At 65.3% G+C, this 16806-nt stretch carries 12 protein-coding genes and 1 pseudogene; 6 read left to right on the top strand and 7 right to left on the bottom strand.

Annotated elements, in window-relative coordinates; genetic code table 11:
- The first annotated feature begins 63 nt into the window (after positions 1-63).
- On the top strand, positions 64-2037 hold the full coding sequence (locus C8J46_RS05330) for an oligopeptide transporter, OPT family (RefSeq protein ID WP_243643228.1): 1974 nt from the start codon (positions 64-66) through the stop codon (positions 2035-2037).
- Positions 2038-2307: 270 nt separating this feature from the next.
- On the opposite strand, the gene C8J46_RS05325 is transcribed toward C8J46_RS05330, so the two are convergent.
- The 3 genes from C8J46_RS05325 to queF all read right to left on the bottom strand — a co-directional run bounded on the left by C8J46_RS05325 (position 2308) and on the right by queF (position 6542).
- Positions 2308-3591 (bottom strand): glycoside hydrolase family 130 protein, encoded by a 1284-nt coding sequence (locus C8J46_RS05325; protein WP_132735926.1) that lies wholly within the window; start codon positions 3589-3591, stop codon positions 2308-2310.
- 63 nt (positions 3592-3654) lie between these two features.
- Positions 3655-5925 (bottom strand): glycosyltransferase family 4 protein, encoded by a 2271-nt coding sequence (locus tag C8J46_RS05320; protein WP_132735923.1) that lies wholly within the window; start codon positions 5923-5925, stop codon positions 3655-3657.
- 158 nt (positions 5926-6083) lie between these two features.
- The gene (queF, locus tag C8J46_RS05315) at positions 6084-6542 is read right to left on the bottom strand and encodes a preQ(1) synthase (protein ID WP_132735921.1); all 459 of its coding nucleotides are present in this window, start codon (positions 6540-6542) and stop codon (positions 6084-6086) included.
- 20 nt (positions 6543-6562) lie between these two features.
- Between queF and C8J46_RS05310 the strand changes: the two genes are divergently transcribed.
- The 5 genes from C8J46_RS05310 (at position 6563) to C8J46_RS05295 (ending at position 11556) form a co-directional block, all read left to right on the top strand.
- Positions 6563-8119: a cryptochrome/photolyase family protein gene (locus C8J46_RS05310; RefSeq protein WP_132735918.1), complete on the top strand. Its 1557-nt coding sequence runs from the start codon at positions 6563-6565 to the stop codon at positions 8117-8119.
- A gap of 24 nt (positions 8120-8143) precedes the next feature.
- Positions 8144-8974, top strand: coding sequence for a 3-mercaptopyruvate sulfurtransferase (sseA, locus tag C8J46_RS05305; RefSeq protein ID WP_132735915.1), 831 nt, complete (start codon positions 8144-8146; stop codon positions 8972-8974).
- Positions 8971-10167, top strand: a complete 1197-nt coding sequence (metC, locus tag C8J46_RS05300; RefSeq protein ID WP_132735912.1) for a cystathionine beta-lyase — start codon at positions 8971-8973, stop codon at positions 10165-10167. The genes sseA and metC overlap by 4 nt, the downstream gene beginning before the upstream one ends.
- A gap of 88 nt (positions 10168-10255) precedes the next feature.
- On the top strand, positions 10256-10432 hold the full coding sequence (locus C8J46_RS20720) for a hypothetical protein (RefSeq protein WP_165886461.1): 177 nt from the start codon (positions 10256-10258) through the stop codon (positions 10430-10432).
- Positions 10433-10698: 266 nt separating this feature from the next.
- The gene (locus tag C8J46_RS05295; RefSeq protein WP_132735909.1) at positions 10699-11556 is read left to right on the top strand and encodes a TorF family putative porin; all 858 of its coding nucleotides are present in this window, start codon (positions 10699-10701) and stop codon (positions 11554-11556) included.
- A 344-nt stretch (positions 11557-11900) separates the two neighbouring features.
- Here the strand turns inward: C8J46_RS05295 and C8J46_RS05290 are convergent, their stop codons facing one another.
- The 4 genes and pseudogenes from C8J46_RS05290 to C8J46_RS05275 all read right to left on the bottom strand — a co-directional run bounded on the left by C8J46_RS05290 (position 11901) and on the right by C8J46_RS05275 (position 16708).
- A complete protein-coding gene (locus C8J46_RS05290) occupies positions 11901-12317 on the bottom strand; it encodes a DUF3035 domain-containing protein (RefSeq protein ID WP_132735906.1) in 417 nt (138 codons plus the stop codon).
- Positions 12310-12813, bottom strand: coding sequence for a signal peptidase II (lspA, locus tag C8J46_RS05285; RefSeq protein ID WP_056065859.1), 504 nt, complete (start codon positions 12811-12813; stop codon positions 12310-12312). The genes C8J46_RS05290 and lspA overlap by 8 nt, the downstream gene beginning before the upstream one ends.
- Positions 12806-15716 (bottom strand): annotated as a pseudogene (gene ileS, locus C8J46_RS05280) (isoleucine--tRNA ligase). Before ileS ends, lspA begins: the two are co-directional and overlap by 8 nt.
- Positions 15717-15784: 68 nt before the next feature.
- Positions 15785-16708: a bifunctional riboflavin kinase/FAD synthetase gene (locus tag C8J46_RS05275; protein ID WP_132735903.1), complete on the bottom strand. Its 924-nt coding sequence runs from the start codon at positions 16706-16708 to the stop codon at positions 15785-15787.
- Between the last annotated feature and the right edge of the window lie 98 nt (positions 16709-16806).

Raw genomic sequence — 16806 nt, 5'->3', positions numbered from 1 at the left:
ATACTGTTTCCTCTGATCGCACATCATGCCACAAGTCGCCCAAATTGCTTTGAGGCTGACGACATGACCGACGCGACGCGGGGCGTAACCGACACGGGCCCCGAGACCAGCATGCGCGAGCTTACGTTTCGCGGGATCGTGCTCGGCGGGATCATCACGCTGCTGTTCACTGCGGCGAACGTCTATCTCGGGCTCAAGATCGGGCTGACGTTCGCGACGTCGATCCCCGCTGCGGTGATCTCGATGGCGGTGCTGAGGTTGTTCAAGGATTCGACGATCCTCGAGAACAACATCGTCCAGACGATCGCGTCCGCCGCGGGGACGCTGGCGGCGATAATCTTCGTGCTGCCGGGGCTGGTGATGATCGGCTGGTGGCAGGGCTTTCCGTTCTTCACGACTGCGGCAATCACGATGTTCGGCGGCGTGCTCGGCGTGTTGTTCTCGGTACCGCTGCGTCGTGCGCTCGTCGTCGACACGGTGCTGCCGTATCCGGAAGGTCGCGCGGCTGCCGAGGTGCTGAAGGTCGGCGCGGGCAGTCGCGAAGGTGGCGAGGAAAGCGCGCGCGGGCTCGGCATCATCGTCGCCAATGCGGTCGTCTCGGCCGGGTTCGCGATTCTCACGCAGACCAAGCTGGTCGCCGCCGAGGCCGCGACGTGGTTCCGCGTCGGTGCGGGCGCGACCGGCATCTCGGGCGGGCTGTCGTTCGCGTTGCTCGGTGCGGGGCATCTGGTCGGCATCTCGGTCGGCATGGCGATGTTCGCGGGCGTGGTGATCGGCTGGTGGATATTGCTGCCGATTCTGACCTCGGGCGGGAGCGTCACCGGGACCGCCGAGGTAATCGCCAACACAGTGTTCCGCTCGGACGTCCGGTTCTTCGGGGCGGGCGTGATCGGGGTCGCGGCAATCTGGACGTTGTTGAAGATCGCGGGGCCGGTCGTGGGTGGCGTCCGTTCGGCGTTGGCGGCCTCGGCGGCCAAGCGTGGCGGCGAAGTGCTGGCTTTGGAGGAGCGCGACATTCCGATCGGGATCGTCGGGATCGGCTCGCTGGCAATGCTGGCACCGATCGGCATCCTGCTGTGGACCGTGTTGCAGGGCGGGCCACTGGAGGCGTCGGCGATCGGACTGATCGCGGGGAGCCTCGTGTTCATCCTCGTCATCGGTCTCGTGATCGCGGCGGTCTGCGGGTACATGGCGGGGCTGATCGGTGCGTCAAATTCGCCGGTGTCGGGGATCGGCATTCTCGCCATTCTCGCGGCGTCGATCCTGCTGGTGTCGTGGTTCGGTCGCGCGGTCGAGCCGGGGACGACGCAGGCGCTGGTCGCGTACGGGCTGATCGTGACAGGGATCGTGTTCGGGATCGCGACGATCTCGAACGACAATCTGCAGGATCTGAAGACGGGCCAGCTGGTCGGTGCGACGCCGTGGAAGCAGCAGGTCGCGTTGCTGATCGGCGTGGTGTTCGGGTCGATCGTGGTGCCGCCTGTGTTGAACTTGCTCGGGAGCACGCTCGGGTTCGCGGGCGCGCCGGGGGCGGGGCCGAATGCTTTGGCTGCGCCTCAGGCGGCGTTGATCTCGGCGCTCGCGAAGGGCGTGCTGGGGGGGAACCTCAACTGGGCTATGATCGGGTATGGGGCGCTGACTGGCGTTTTGGTGATCGCGGTCGATGAGTTGCTTGGCAAGGCGGGGAAGCTGCGGTTGCCGCCTCTGGGCGTTGGGCTCGGCGTGTATCTGCCGATGTCGGTGACGTTGCCGGTGACTATCGGTGCCGTCGTGGGGTTTGCGTATGATCGCTGGGCGGACCGGGCTCGCGATCCTGAGTTGGCGAAGCGGATGGGGGTGCTGACCGCGACGGGGATGATCGTCGGGGAGTCGCTGTGGGGCGTTGGCTTTGCGGGGATCGTGTATCTGACCAACAAGGAAACGCCGCTGGCGCTGGTTGGGGATGGGTTTGCTAGCGTGGCGCTGGTTGGCGGGACGCTGCTGTTCGCGGTGCTGACTTGGGTGATGTACCGGCGGACTATGGCGGCTTCGCGGTAGCGGTTTAGGGGGAGAAAGTTTGTTTCCCCGCGAAGGCGGGGATCCAGACTGGGCTCCCGCCTTCGCGGGAGAACAAGAAATTAGAGATGGACTTAGTCGTCTGCACCACCCCGGCGGAGGCCGGGGCCCAATTGGAAAGGTGGGAGTAACGGAGCGCAGTTCGCCGTTATCTGCGTCCCCCCAATTGGGCCCCGGCCTTCGCCGGGGTGGTGTTTACGCGTGGGTGGTGTTTACGCAGGGGAGAAGGAAAGCGTCCGTGGAGACACCCCCTCACTTCATCGCAGCAAGCATGTCCTTGATCGGCACGAACGCGAAGCCCACTGAGCTGTCGGCGATCCCGTACGGCATGAAGATCGTATCGCCGTGCTTCAACGCGCCGCAGCTATAGACCACGTTGGGCACATACCCCTCGCGGTCCTGGTCCTTCGCGGCCAGGATCGGCTGGCTCGTCCGGCCGATCACCTTCGACGGATCGTCCTTGTCGAGCAGCACCGCGCCGATCGAGTATTTGCGCATCGCGCCGACGCCGTGGGTCAGCAGCAGCCAGCCCTCGTCGAGCTCGATCGGCGGGCCGCAATTGCCGATCTGCACCAGCTCCCACGGATATTCGGGCGTCAGGATCTTCTCGCCATCGTCCCAGTCGGTCAGCGTGTCCGACTTGAGCAGGAACAAATTCTCGCCGTCCTGCCGGCCGATCATCATGTACTGACCGTTCACCTTCCGCGGGAACAGCGCCATGCCCTTGTTCCGCGCAGCGGGGCCGGTCATCGGCACCAGGTCGAACGCGCGGAAATCGCGCGTGCGCATCAGTTCGGACTGGATCACCGAGCCGTTATACGCGGTGTAGGTGCCGATCCACTCGAACTCGCCGTTCTCGTGCTGGAACCGGACGATCCGCAGATCCTCCAGGCCCTTCGACTGCGCCTGGGTGATCGGGAAGATCACCGTGCCGCTTAGCGTGCTGTCGCGGTGGCGATAGACGGTGACAGGGCCCTCGGGCATCTCGTCCTCGCCGCTGCCGACCGCGTCGGTCGCAGTCGCGAACGGCGGCTCGGGCGCGAGCTTCATCTGGTTTTCGCAGGTGATGATGCCCTCGCGGAAGGCGACCGACGAGATGTGACCCTCGCCGACCGCGCGCAACGACATGAGAATGCGCATCGAGCCCGGCGGCATGCCCGACTGGTCGAAATGCGGCACCGCGCTCGGGTTCATCAGCGCGGCGGCGGCATAGCTGTATTCGTGGCAGAAATACGCACCGATCAGCTGGCGCTTCTCGTCGCCGATCTCCGCGCCGTTCAGCCCGAGCATGTCCTCGATCTGGTCGTAGCGCGTCATGAACACGCGTCGCGTCTGCCAGTGGCGTGCCTCGAAATCCTTCAGCACGACCTCAAGCTGCGCGCGCGCCTGTGCGGGCGACATTTCCAACACTTCGCCGACGAGCCGCTCGGTGCGGCTCGGTGCGCCGCCATGACCGCCCCAGGCGATATGGAACGGCCGCACGACGACACGCGAAGGGTCCGCGTGCAGCCGCAGCTGGTGGTTGAACAGATCCATCGTAGCAGTGCCCCGCGTCGTTCCACTCAGCGCACCGTCGCCTGCAAGGCTGTCGCTAGCGAACTAGGCGACGACGCGGGTCGCTCCTGCCACGCTTTGCGCTGCCTTTGATACCCCAGAAATGGCACAATTCGCGAGTTGCAGCGCCAAAATCGACTCGGCACCCTGGTTTCGGTTGAGCCCGCTCGGCATCAGCCCGTCGAAACAGCCACCGTCGAGCACACTCGCGAGCGGCAGATCGAGGTCGTTCGCGCCGAGGAACCAGCCATAAGCGCGCTGCGCCTCGTCATGCCAGCGCATGTCGCCGGTCGCTTCGAACGCCGCAGCGCACGCATCGACGGTGGCCTGCGCCTCGAGCGGCTGCTGATCGAACTGCAACGGCTCGGCATAGGGCCGGTTGAAGCTCTCCGACCCAACAGCCCGGAAGCGGCCCTCGGGCGAGGTCTGCTTGGCGACGATCCAATCGAGCGTGGCGATGCCGCAGTCGATCAGGTCCTGACGGTCGAGCGCCTGCCCGGCGCGGATCAGCGCCTGGGGAAGCCGCGCATTGTCGTACGCCAGCACGATCTCGAACCACTGCCACTCGGGGCGACGCGCTGCCGCGAGCAGGTCGAGGTGGATCTTCGGGAACGCCTCGAGGATCGACAGCGAGAGCTGGTGGCCGGGCTTGGCCTCGAGCATCGCCGCCGCGCCGAGCATCGCGAACGACTGCGCACGAAGGCTGCCGAGTTCGAGCGCCATCGTCGCGGTCGAATCGAACATCGCGGTCGCCCAGTCGCGGTGCTTGCCGGCCTGCGCATCGCGCGCGGTGACGCCCAGCGACCAGAGCGTGCGGCCGTTCGAATCCTCCGACCCCGAATCCTCGCACCACGTGCGATCAAAGTTCATGAAGTTGCGGAAGCGGCGCGTGTCCGGGTTCCAGGCATATTGCACGAACGACGCATAGATCGTCATCCACTTGTCGCGGGTGACATCGTCGAGATCGGGCAATGCGCTCATCAGCATCAGCGCGCGGCAATTATCGTCGATGCAATAGCCGTGGCGGCGATCGGGGATCGAGAAGATCGAATGCTGGAGCATGCCGGTCGAATCGCTCATCCGCTCGACCGCCGCGAAGTCAGGCGATAATTGCTTCAGGTGCGTCTGCACCTTGGGGAGCCTGAACGGGCGTGCGGCGACGATTGCGTTGATCTCTGCCATCGTTGCCTCGGCAAGCTTCGGCCAGATCATCGTGCGGCCCCGCGCATAGGCGCGCTCGGCGAGACGCAGGCGATCGCGATCGCTCGACAGCAGCGTATCGATCTCGCGCGCGAACGCATCGACGTCGCCGAACGGTACGAGCACGCCGTGGCCATCCGCGAGGATCTCGGTCGCGTGGACGTAGGGCGTCGAGATGACGGGCTTGCCGACGCCGATCGCGTAGCTGAGCGTGCCCGACGTGATCTGCGCCGGGTTGGTGTAGGGCGTCACATAGACGTCCGCTGCCTGCAGATAATCGATGAGTTCGCCATGCTCCAGGAATGCGTCGACGAAGGCGACGTTGTCCGCGACGCCCTTGTCGGCGGCGAGCGCCTTCAGCTTGTCGCGATACTTCTCACCCTCGTGCGCGACGAGGTTCGGATGCGTCGCGCCGAGCACGACGTAGAGCAGGTCGGGATGCTTCTCGATCACGGCCGGCAATGCGTTGATGACCGTTTCAATGCCCTTGTTGGGCGCGAGCAAGCCGAACGTCAGCATGACCTTGTGGCCATCCCAGCCGAACTTGCCCTTCACGGCAGCCGTGTCGAGCAAGGCGCGATCGGGCACGCCGTGCGGGATCATGACGATCTGGCGTGCATTGGCGCCGTAGACGCGCTGGAGGATGTCCCGGCCACGCTCGGCCATCACGATCACGCGCGCGGCGCGGCGAAGCAGACCCTCGAGCACACGACGCTCGTCGGCGTTGGGCTTTTCGAGGATCGTGTGGAGCGTGACGATGACGGGCAACGTCGTCCGGTCGAGCAATGCGAGGATATGCTCGCCCGCGGGACCGCCATAGATGCCATATTCATGCTGCACCCAGATCGCCTGCGCGCCGCCGGCCTCGATCTTCCGCGCGGTGTCGATATACGCCGACAGGTCGGGCTGCGGGATCGTGCCGGTCACCTCCGGCGGATAGTCGTATTTGCCGGGGTGATCGTCCATCGCGTAGACGTCGACGGCGATCTCGGGAAAGCGCGCGCGCATGGCCGTGAAAACGTCGGTCGTGAAGGTGGCGATGCCACACTGTCTCGGCAGGAAATTACCGATCAGCGCCAGTCGCGCGATATTCCCACCGTCCGCCGGTTTCACCATACCCTGTCCCTCGTTTGAGCGCGCACTTCTGGGAAAACCCGGTCGCGCATCCATTTGAACGGTTCAGGTAGCATAAAGTTTCATCGCATACTGCAGTGCAGCACGGGAAAAATATCAATTTAAATCAAATCGATATTTCGCGTCCTCATCCCGGGCCCTCAACCGCGGCCACGATACGGGGCGACTCCCTGGTCGGGCAGCCAGAGATCGTGCGGCGGTGCACTCGATTGCCAGAACACGTCGATCGGGATTCCGCCGCGCGGATACCAGTAGCCGCCGATCCGCAGCCATACCGGCTTCATCTCGTCGAACAAGCGCTCGCCAATGCCCACGGTGCAATCCTCGTGGAACCCGGCATGGTTGCGGAAGCTGCTCAGGAACAGCTTCAGCGACTTCGACTCGACGATCGTCTCGCCGGGGACATAGTCGATGACGAGGTGCGCGAAGTCGGGCTGGCCGGTCACCGGGCAGAGCGACGTGAACTCGGGCGCCGCGAACCGCACCAGATACGTCCGCCCCGGTCGCGGGTTCGGGACATAATCGAGTACGGCCTCTTCGGGAGAGGCGGGGAGGGCGCTGTTCTGGCCCAGATGCAATGGGTTGGCGGGTGCGGTCATAGTGCGCCATGTAGGACGCGATGACGCGCAAGAAAACCACACTCGTGCCGATCCTCGGCGACCAGCTGACGATCGACCTCGCTTCGCTGCGGGACTGCGACCCGACGACAACCATCGTGCTGATGATGGAGGTCGCCGAGGAGACGACCTATGTCCGTCACCACAAGCGCAAGATCGCCTATATCCTGGCGGCGATGCGGCATCATGCCGAGGCGCTGCGCGCGGCCGGGTGGACGGTCGAATACACCGCGCTCGACGACCCCGACAACGCGGGCAGCTTCACCGGCGAGATCGTGCGCGCGGTCGAGCGGCATGACCCGGAGCGGATCGTCGTCACCGAGGGCGGCGAGTGGCGCGTGATGGCGATGCTCGAAAGCTGGGAGACGCTGTTCGGCATCCCGGTCGAGATCCGCAGCGACGACCGCTTCCTCGCCAGCCATGCCGACTTCGAGACGTGGGCCGCCGAGCGGAAAACGCTGACGATGGAGTGGTTCTATCGCCAGATGCGGACGCGCACCGGGCTGTTGATGGCCGACGGCAAACCCGAGGGCGATCGCTGGAACTTCGACAAGGAAAACCGCAAGCCCGCCAAGAACGACCTGCTGATGCCGCGTCCGATCGTGTTCAAGCCGGACGCGATTACCAAGGACGTACTGGCGCTGGTGGCCGAGCGGTTCGCGGATCATCCGGGGAGCCTCGACGGGTTCGAATACGCCGTGACCGCGAAGGATGCGGAGCGGCAGGCGGCGAACTTTTTCAAGCACGCGCTGCCGCAGTTCGGCGACTACGAGGACGCGATGCTCACCGGCGAGCGGCATCTCTGGCACTCGATCCTGTCGCCCTACATCAATTCAGGCCTGCTCGATCCGCTCGATCTGTGCCGGCGCGCGGAGGCGGAATACCGCGCCGGGTGTGCCCCGCTGAACGCGGTCGAGGGGTATATCCGACAGATCATCGGCTGGCGCGAATATATGCGCGGGATCTACTGGCGCGAGGGGCCGCAGTATGTCGAGCGCAACTTCCTCGACCACCACCGCGAACTGCCAGGCTGGTACTGGACCGGCGAGACCGACATGCACTGCCTGCGCGAGGCGATCGGCCAGACGCTCGAGACCGCACACGCGCACCACATCCAGCGGCTGATGGTGACGGGCAATTTCGCGCTGCTGATCGGCGCGGACCCGGCCAAGGTCCACCAATGGTATCTCGAGGTGTATGTCGACGCCTACGAGTGGGTCGAGCTGCCCAACACGCTGGGGATGAGCCAGTTCGGCGATGGCGGCTTGTTGGGGTCTAAGCCATATATCTCGTCGGGCGCGTATATTGATCGGATGTCCGATTATTGCGGGACGTGCCGCTACAAGGTGAAGCAGCGGATCGGACCCGATGCGTGCCCTTTCAATGCGCTGTATTGGGATTTTCTCGCGCGGCATGAGGACAAGCTCGGGCGCAACAACCGGCTGGCGATGCCGTATCGCAACTGGTCGAAACAGTCCGAGGCGGACCGCGAGGCGACGCGTGCGCAGGCGGCGACGTTCCTTGCCTCCCTCGACGCGAGCGGCCCCGCTGGCTACTGACCTCACGAGCACAAGGAGCCGCATATGGACGCGTTGGTAAGCACCGAATGGCTGGCGAACGAACTGGGCGCGAGCGATCTGCGGATCGTCGACGCGACCTATGCAGAAGGGCGCGACGCGGCGGCGGAGTATGAGGCGGCGCACATCCCCGGCGCGGTGTTCATGAACCTCGCCGAACTGCGCGATACCGACAGCGACCTGCCCAACATGTTGCCCTCGGCGGAGAAATTCGCGAGCCGGATGCAGACGCTGGGTCTCGGCGATGGCAGCCGGATCGTGCTGTACGACAGTTCGCCTTGGCACACGGCCGCGCGGGCGTGGTGGATGCTAAGGCTGTTCGGCGCGCACAACGTGGCGATCCTCGATGGCGGGCTGGCCAAGTGGCAGGCCGAGGGGCGCGAAACCGCATCGGGCAAGGAGGCGCCGCGGGATCGCCACTTCACGACTTGGGCGGATCTGAAGGGCGTGCGTGACCTGGACCAGATGAAGGCGAACGTCGCAAGCGGGGCGGAGCAGGTGCTCGACGCCCGGTCCGCGACGCGCTTCACCGGTGCGGAGGAAGACCCGCGGCCGGGGACCGCGCCGGGGCATATTCCGGGCTCGAAGAACCTGCCGCAGGGGGCGGTGTTCAACGCGGACGGCACGTGGAAGACCGGTGACGCGCTGAAGGCAGAGTTCGACAAGGCGGGCATCGACTTGGCGAAGCCGATCGTGATGACCTGCGGCTCGGGCATCACCGCGTCGGTGCTCGCGTTCGGCGCACATCTGCTCGGCAACGACGCGGCGCTGTACGATGGCAGCTGGTCCGAATGGGGTGGCGATCCCGACACACCCAAGGCGACGGGAACGGCATGAGCGACACGAATAAGCCGGTCGGCGACGCGACCAAGGTCGTTCTCGCCGGCCGTCGCAAGGAATGGACGCAGGGCATCGTAAGCCCGCCGGTCTGGCGCGCCTCGACGATCCTCTACGATTCCGTCGGCCACCTCCGCGAAAGCGCCACCAAAGACACGCATCACCGTCTGTTCTACGGGCGAAAAGGCACGCCAACGCAGTGGAGCCTCGCCGATGCACTGACCTCGCTCGAGCCCGGCGCTGAGGGGACGTTCCTTTATTGCTCGGGCGTCGCGGCGATCGCGGCGGCGTTGCTGTCGGTGCTGTCCCCCGGCGACGAACTGCTGCTCGTCGACAGCGCCTACGACCCGACGCGCGGCATGGCGGGCGGGTTGCTCAAGCGGTTCGGGATCACCACGCGCTATTACGACCCGATGATCGGCGCGGGCATCGCCGACCTGATCGGCGAGAACACGCGGGCGATCTTCATGGAAAGCCCCGGCTCGCTGAGCTTCGAAGTGCAGGACGTGCCCGCGATCGTCGCCGCCGCGAAGGCGAGGGGGGTGACGACGCTGCTCGACAACACCTGGGCAACCCCGCTGTTCTTCCCCGCGATCGAGCGCGGCGTCGACCTGACGATCCTCGCCGGCACGAAGTACGTCGTCGGCCATTCGGACGTCATGCTCGGCTCGGTCACCGCGGCGCCTGGCCATTTCAAGAAACTGCGCGAGACGAGTTTCCAACTCGGCCAGGTCGCTAGCCCCGACGATTGCTGGCTCGGCAGCCGCGGCTTGCGCACGATGGCGGTCCGCCTCGCGCAGCACCAGTCGAGCGCGCTCACCATCGCCAAGTGGCTGCAATCGCGGCCCGAAGTCGCACAGGTCCTCCATCCAGCACTTCCCGATTGCCCCGGCCACGACCTGTTCGTCCGCGACTTCAAGGGCTCTAGCGGCCTGTTCTCGTTCGTCCTCAACGGCGGCGACGAGGCATCGCGCGCCGCCCTGATCGATACACTCCAGTTGTTCGGCATAGGCTATAGCTGGGGCGGTTTCGAAAGCCTCGCCATCCCCGCCGACCCGCACCGCCATCGCAGCGTCACCAAGCGCGACGCCGCCGGCCCGATGGTGCGCCTCCAGATTGGCCTGGAGGACCCCGCCGACCTGATCGCCGATCTCGAAGCGGGGTTAGACGCCTTTCGGCGAGTGCGCGGCTAACGGTCCGTCCGCAGTTTTCATCGCCGCGTCATCACCCCGATAGGGCCGCGTCACTACCCTATTCGCAGGCCAGCCGACGGGACGAGTGATGACGGAGACTCAAGGCGATCTGTTGGGCAGCCTCATTGTTCTGGTGAGTACGGGGCTGCTGCTCACCGCGGTGCACCGCGCCAGTTCATCGCGAGACGCGCCGGAGGTCCGGTGGCTGGTGATACTGAGCGTCATCCTGTCGGTCGCGGGCGTCGCCATCGTCATTCTGACCTGATCGCGTCGCCCCGACGTCTCCGGCGCCCTCCCGGCGGTTGAAACTCAGTCTTGTCGCTGCCCCTCGGATAGATTTGGTGTGTCTGTTGCGCAACATGTGTGGCGTCAAACCCGGATTGTACGCAAGATTCGCTTGTGCGTCGCACCATGGACTGTCACACATTCGTCACCGCAGGAAAGACCGCACTCGGAGGCTAATGCCTTGATAGATGCGGCGTCCGCGGTTGCAGGCGGGGACATCGACTTTCCAGTATCGAAAGGGAAACGATGCGCTTCACCACTATTCTTCTCGGCGGCATCGCATTGGCTGCCGCTACGCCAGCGTTCGCTCAGGACGAGGCTACCGCACCACCCAAGGAGGTCACGGTCTCCGGCTCGGTCGGGCTCGTCAGCGATTACCGCTTTCGCGGCGTGTCGCAGTCGGACGAGAACCTCGCCGTCCAGGGTGGCATCACCATCGCGCACAAGAGCGGCCTGTATATCGGCACCTGGGGCTCGAACCTCGCGGGCTGGGGCACGTTCGGCGGCGCCAACATGGAGCTCGATCTGATCGCGGGCTACAAGGTCCCGGTCGGTGGCGGCGGTACGCTCGACGTCGGCGCGACCTGGTACATGTACCCGAGCGGCTTCGACAACACCGACTTCATCGAGCCCTATGCCAAGCTGTCGGGCACCGCCGGCCCCGTCGCCCTCACCGCCGGCGTCGCCTACGCGCCCAAGCAGCAGGCGCTGGGGCCCTGGTATACCAACGGCACATCGGCCGCGAACGGCGTCTACGACCGCGTCAATGCGAAGGACGACAATCTCTATCTCTGGGGCGACGTCAGCAGCGGGATCCCGAACACCGGGCTGACCGTGAAGGGCCATATCGGCTATTCGCGCGGCAACAAGGGCCTCGGGCCGTTCGCGACCAGCGTGTCGCCGACCGGCGAGTATTTCGACTGGCTGCTCGGCGCGGACTATGTGATCCCGACGACCCCGCTGACGCTGGGTGTTGCGTATGTCGACACCGACATCGGCAAGGGCGAGTCGGCGTATCTCCAGCCAAGCTTCAGTCGGGGTCAGGACGGCAACGGCTCGATCGCAAACGGCAAGGTCCTGGTCTCGCTGACCGCGGCGTTCTGATCTAGCGCCGTCCTCGCCCTTCCTGCTTTCCCTTTCCTATCTGGAAAGGGGAGGTGGTGATGGGTGAGGGGCGTGCCGAGGTTATTCTTGCCGGGGCTACTTCGTTCCCCAATTCCCAAGCCGTCACCCCAGCGAAAGCTGGGGTATCCCTCGAGGCGGGCGACGTTCGCCCTACGGTGAGATCCCAGCTTTCGCTGGGATGACGGATTTAGGGGCGGGTGCGGGCACGGATCGTGAGATCATGAAATCATGGTCCGCTTCGGACTTTGCCACGGCACCAACCAGACACGAAAAAGGGCGGCCCCGCGAGGGGCCGCCCTTTTTCGTCAGCCGCTGAAACGCGATCAGTTCGCGGTCGTACGCGCGTCCTGGCCATCGCCCTCTGGCGCCGCGACGATGTCGCGCGTGGTCGAGCCCTTGTCGACCACCGTCGTGCCGGGATCGCCAGCGCTGGAACGGATGCCGGGGTCATCGCTGTCCGCACCCGCGTCGTTCAGCACGCCAGTCTCGGCCGCGCTGCGTGCAGCAGTCCCGCCGAACAGCGCGTCGAGCGTTTGTGCGTTGGCCGCGGTATCCTGCGGGCGGGCGGCGCCGGGCTGCGGCGGGACGAGTGCGAAGTCGGGCGGGATCACGAGCGGCGCCTGGCGGGCCACCGCGAACTCGTCGGGACGCGCGCGATCGAGGCTCTTGCTCGTCGCACAGCCGGACAGGAGGACAACGACGCTCGCCATACCGGCAGCCAGGGGCACAAACTTACGCATGGGAATTCTCCACAGGGGGCTTCTCGCGCACGAGCAGCGCCCGAACAAGCAGGACGAGCACGCCGACAGTAATCGCTGCATCGGCGACATTGAAGACCAAAAACGGACGCCACTCGCCGATATGCAAGTCGCAGAAATCCACGACGTAGCCGAGCCGGATCCGGTCGAGGATATTGCCGATCGCCCCGCCCAGCACGAAGCCGAGCGCGACCTGATCGGCGGGGTTCTTCTCGCGCGTCATCCACACCGCGACGCCGACCGCGATCGCACCGGTCAGCAGCACCAGCGCCCAGCGGGTCAGGTGGCCGTCGGCGGGGAGCAGCCCGAGCGAGATGCCGATATTGGGGACGAAGCGGAGGTCGAAGAACGAGGTGATCGTCTGCGAGTCGCCGAGCGAGTCGATCCCGAGCGGCTTGGTCACCGCCCATTTGCTGAGCTGGTCTGCAAGGAACAGCGCGATCGCCGCCCCGAACCCAGCCTTGGGGAGGTTACGCATCGGCCACCACCTCTTCGCAACGATCGCACAGGTTGCCATCGACCTTAACCTCGGGGAGGTGACGCCAGCAGCGGCCGCACTTGTGGAAGTCGGTGCGCGTCACGGTGACATCGTCGCCCGGCGTAACCTTCGCGACGATGAACGCCTCGGCTAACTCCGCTGCTTCATTCGGCGCAAGAGGCGAGACCGATCGAATTGTCACTTCTGCCTCTAAGCTTGAGCGAACAGTCTTTTCGCGACGCATCGGTTCGATTGCTTCGGTAACGGTTTCGCGCAGCGCACGGATCTGCGTCCACTTTTTCCCGATAACAACGCCATCCTCCACCTCAGGCAGCGACGGCCATTCGAGGTAGTGTACCGAGCTATCGTCGTTGGGGAAGCGCGATTGCCACACTTCCTCGGCGGTGAAGCACAGCACCGGCGCGGCATACCGGACCAGCGCGTGGAACAGCACGTCGAGAACAGTGCGGTACGACCGGCGCTTGATGTCGTCGCCCGCGTCGCAATAGAGCGAATCCTTGCGGATATCGAAGAAGAACGCGGACAGATCCTCGTTCGCGAAGTCGGTCAGCAGGCGCGTGTAGCGGTTGAACTCGTATGCTTCGGCGGCCTGGCGCAGTTCGGTGTCGATCATGCCGAGGCGGTGAAGCACGTAGCGCTCCAGCTCGGGCATGTCGGACACCGCGACGCGCTCCGACTCGTCGAAGTCTTCGAGCGCGCCGAGCATGTAGCGGAACGTGTTGCGCAGCTTCCGATACGCGTCGGAGGCGGTGGCGAGCACTTCCTTGCCGATCTTCACGTCGTCGAAATAGTCGGTCGAGGCGACCCACATGCGGAGAATGTCCGCGCCGGACTCGCCGATGATCTTGAGCGGATCGACGACGTTGCCGAGCGACTTCGACATCTTCCGCCCCTGGCCGTCGAGCGCGAAGCCGTGCGTCAGGACCGCGTCATAGGGTGCGCGACCGCGCGTGCCGCAGCTTTCGAGCAGCGACGACTGGAACCAGCCGCGATGCTGGTCCGAACCTTCGAGATAGAGATTGGCCCGCGTACCTTCGCCGTAGCGCGCTTCGACGGTGAAGACGTGTGTGCAGCCGGAATCGAACCAGACGTCGAGGATATCCTTCACGACCTCGTAATCGGCGAGGTCGTAGTCGGGGCCGAGCAGCGCTTGGTGGCCGTCGGCGTACCACGCGTCGGCGCCGTTCTCGCGGAAGGCTTGGACGATGCGCGCGTTGACCGCGGGGTCGTTGAGGTACTGGCCGGTGGCGCGGTTCACGAACAGCGCGATCGGCACGCCCCAGGCGCGCTGGCGCGAGATGACCCAGTCGGGGCGGCCCTGGACCATCGACGTGATCCGGTTTTCGGCGCGCGCGGGGATCCAGGTGGTCGCGGCGATCGCGTCGAGGGCGATCTCGCGGAGAGTGGCGCCGTTGCCAGCTTCTGGCTCCCTCTCCCCTGCGGGGAGAGGGAGCGGAAGACGAGTCCATCGGGATGAACCATTGCGGAGTCGCGCGGAAGATCACTTTCGCCTTTGAGCGCCACGAATGCGGGTAGCTGTGCTTGAAGTCGTCGCTCGCCGCGAGCAACGCGCCGGCCTCGCGCAGGTCGGTGCAGATCGGGCCGTCGGCGCTCACGAACTTCTTGTTGATGACGCTGCCCTGGCCGCCGAGCCATGCCCAGTCGGCGCGGTACATCCCGGCGCCGTCGATCGCGAAGACCGGGTCGATGCCGTATTGCTTGCAGAGTTCGAAATCGTCCTCGCCGTGGTCCGGCGCCATGTGGACGAGCCCGGTGCCCGCGTCGGTCGTGACGAACTCGCCGGGGAGGAAGGGGCGTGGCTTCGCGAAGAACCCGCCGAGTGCGTGCATTGGGTGGCGTGCGGTTGCGCCTTCGAGTTGCGAACCCTGGATGATCGATTCAACGTCCAACGAAACTGAAAAATCGTTTGTTCTGGCGCGCTCTTGGAGCATCTGAACGAGAGGTTGTGCGACGATAACGCGATCAACGTTCCGCCAAGGATGTGATCGCTGTGCTTCTATCACCCGTGGTTCGAGGTTCTCGTCCACGTTGCCAACTAACGAGCCACTGATGGTGACTTTGCACACGGCATACTCGATCTCAGGCCCATGGCTCAGCGCCTGGTTCACCGGGATCGTCCACGGCGTGGTCGTCCAGATCACCGCAAAAGCGCCGACCAATTCGGGCGCATTAGGCGCGTCCACGATCTCGAACGCGACGTCGATCTGCGTGGAGACGATGTCCTCATACTCGACCTCGGCCTCGGCGAGCGCGGTCTTTTCGACCGGCGACCACATCACCGGCTTGGCGCCGCGGTACAGCTGGCCGCTCTCGGCGAACTTGAGCAGCTCGCCGACGATGGCGGCTTCGGCGTCGTACTTCATCGTCAGATACGGGTCGGCCCAGTCGCCCATCACGCCGAGCCGCTCGAACTCGGCCTTCTGCACGGCGACCCATTTCTCGGCATAGGCGCGGCATTCGGCGCGGAACTGGTCGACGGGGACGTCGTCCTTGTTGAGCTTCTTCGCGCGATACGCTTCCTCGACCTTCCACTCGATCGGCAGGCCGTGGCAGTCCCAGCCGGGGACGTACGGCGCGTCCTTCCCCATCAGCGACTGCGAGCGGACGATGATGTCCTTCAGGACCTTGTTCATCGCGTGGCCCATGTGGATGTCGCCGTTCGCATACGGCGGACCATCGTGCAGGATGAACCGCTCGCGCCCGAGCCGCTGTTCACGCAACCGGTCGTAGATGCCGAGCTTGGCCCAGCGCTTGAGGATCGCCGGTTCCTTCGCGGCGAGACCCGCCTTCATCGGGAAGTCGGTCTTCGGCAGGAAGACGGTATCGCGGTAATCGCGGGCGGGCGCAGGAGTATCGGTCATAAGTGGGCCGGGCTGTAGCCGGTAGCGGCTCACGTTGCCATCCCTCTCCCTCGCGGCGAGGGGCGCGGTTATGCCAGGATCGTCCGCGCGCGCGCGCAGTCGGCGTCCATCTGCGTGATGAGCGCATTGAGGTTGGCGAACTTGGCCTCGGGGCGGAGATACTCGATCAGCGAAACCTCGATCCGCTGGCCGTACAGGTCTTCGCCGAAATCGAAGAAATGCGGCTCGAGCAGTTCTTTGGGCGGATCGAAGCTCGGGCGGATGCCGAGGTTGGCGGCGCCCTTGAGCACGCGACCGTCCTCCAGCCGCCCGGTCACCGCGTAGATCCCGTAGGCGGGGCGCAGGTAATTGCCCATGTCGAGATTGGCGGTCGGATAGCCGATCGTGCGACCGACCTTGTCGCCGTGCTGGACGAAACCCTGGATCGCGAACGGACGCGTCAACAGGCGGGTGGCGGTGGCCATGTCGCCAGCGCGCAGTGCCTCGCGGATGCGGGTAGAGGAGACGGTCTCGCCTTCCAGTTCGATCGCGCTCACCGTTTCCGCGCGAAATCCGTGCGCGGGCCCACGCGAGGCAAGCGTGCGGACCGTGCCGGCCTTGCCCTTGCCAAAGGTGAAGTCCTCGCCGGTGACGACGCCGGCGACGCGCAGATTGCGTTCGAGCCGCTCGGTGATGAAGCGCTCGGCGGTCAGCGCGGCAAGATCGCCGTCGAAATTGAACACGACCATCGCATCGGCGCCGGCCTTCTTGAAAAGCTGCTGGCGCTGATCGAGTGTGGTCAGGCGGAACGGCGCGGTATCGGGGCGGAAATGGCGGACCGGATGCGGATCGAACGTCGCCACCAGCGCCGGGCGCCCCTCGGCACGCGCCCAGGCGACCGCGCTCGCGACCACCGCCTGGTGACCGAGGTGAAATCCATCGAAATTCCCCAGCGCGACGATCCCGTTCGCCAGATACGACGGGAGCACCGCACCGCCGTCGAGACGTTGCATGCGCGGGTCAGTAACCAGCCGTCGCGAAAGGCGATAGTCCTTCCGTGCGGTTGGCTGCTGCGCCTCGTTGTTCTCCCGCAAAGGCGGGAGTCCAGTCT

It is taken from the genome of Sphingomonas sp. PP-F2F-A104-K0414 (assembly GCF_004340945.1).
In the GTDB taxonomy this organism is placed as follows: Bacteria; Pseudomonadota; Alphaproteobacteria; order Sphingomonadales; family Sphingomonadaceae; genus Sphingomonas.
Note: the sequence above shows the minus strand (reverse complement) of the source record. Positions and strands in the feature narration are given on the sequence as shown.

Coding starts and splice junctions, on each gene's coding strand:
- C8J46_RS05295 (WP_132735909.1), top strand. CDS start 10,699: ATGCGCTTCACCACTATTCTTCTCGGCGGCATCGCATTGGCTGCCGCT.
- C8J46_RS05310 (WP_132735918.1), top strand. CDS start 6,563: ATGACGCGCAAGAAAACCACACTCGTGCCGATCCTCGGCGACCAGCTG.
- metC (WP_132735912.1), top strand. CDS start 8,971: ATGAGCGACACGAATAAGCCGGTCGGCGACGCGACCAAGGTCGTTCTC.
- sseA (WP_132735915.1), top strand. CDS start 8,144: ATGGACGCGTTGGTAAGCACCGAATGGCTGGCGAACGAACTGGGCGCG.
- queF (WP_132735921.1), bottom strand. CDS start 6,542: ATGACCGCACCCGCCAACCCATTGCATCTGGGCCAGAACAGCGCCCTC.
- C8J46_RS20720 (WP_165886461.1), top strand. CDS start 10,256: ATGACGGAGACTCAAGGCGATCTGTTGGGCAGCCTCATTGTTCTGGTG.
- C8J46_RS05325 (WP_132735926.1), bottom strand. CDS start 3,591: ATGGATCTGTTCAACCACCAGCTGCGGCTGCACGCGGACCCTTCGCGT.
- C8J46_RS05330 (WP_243643228.1), top strand. CDS start 64: ATGACCGACGCGACGCGGGGCGTAACCGACACGGGCCCCGAGACCAGC.
- C8J46_RS05290 (WP_132735906.1), bottom strand. CDS start 12,317: ATGCGTAAGTTTGTGCCCCTGGCTGCCGGTATGGCGAGCGTCGTTGTC.
- C8J46_RS05320 (WP_132735923.1), bottom strand. CDS start 5,925: ATGGTGAAACCGGCGGACGGTGGGAATATCGCGCGACTGGCGCTGATC.
- C8J46_RS05275 (WP_132735903.1), bottom strand. CDS start 16,708: ATGCAACGTCTCGACGGCGGTGCGGTGCTCCCGTCGTATCTGGCGAAC.
- lspA (WP_056065859.1), bottom strand. CDS start 12,813: ATGCGTAACCTCCCCAAGGCTGGGTTCGGGGCGGCGATCGCGCTGTTC.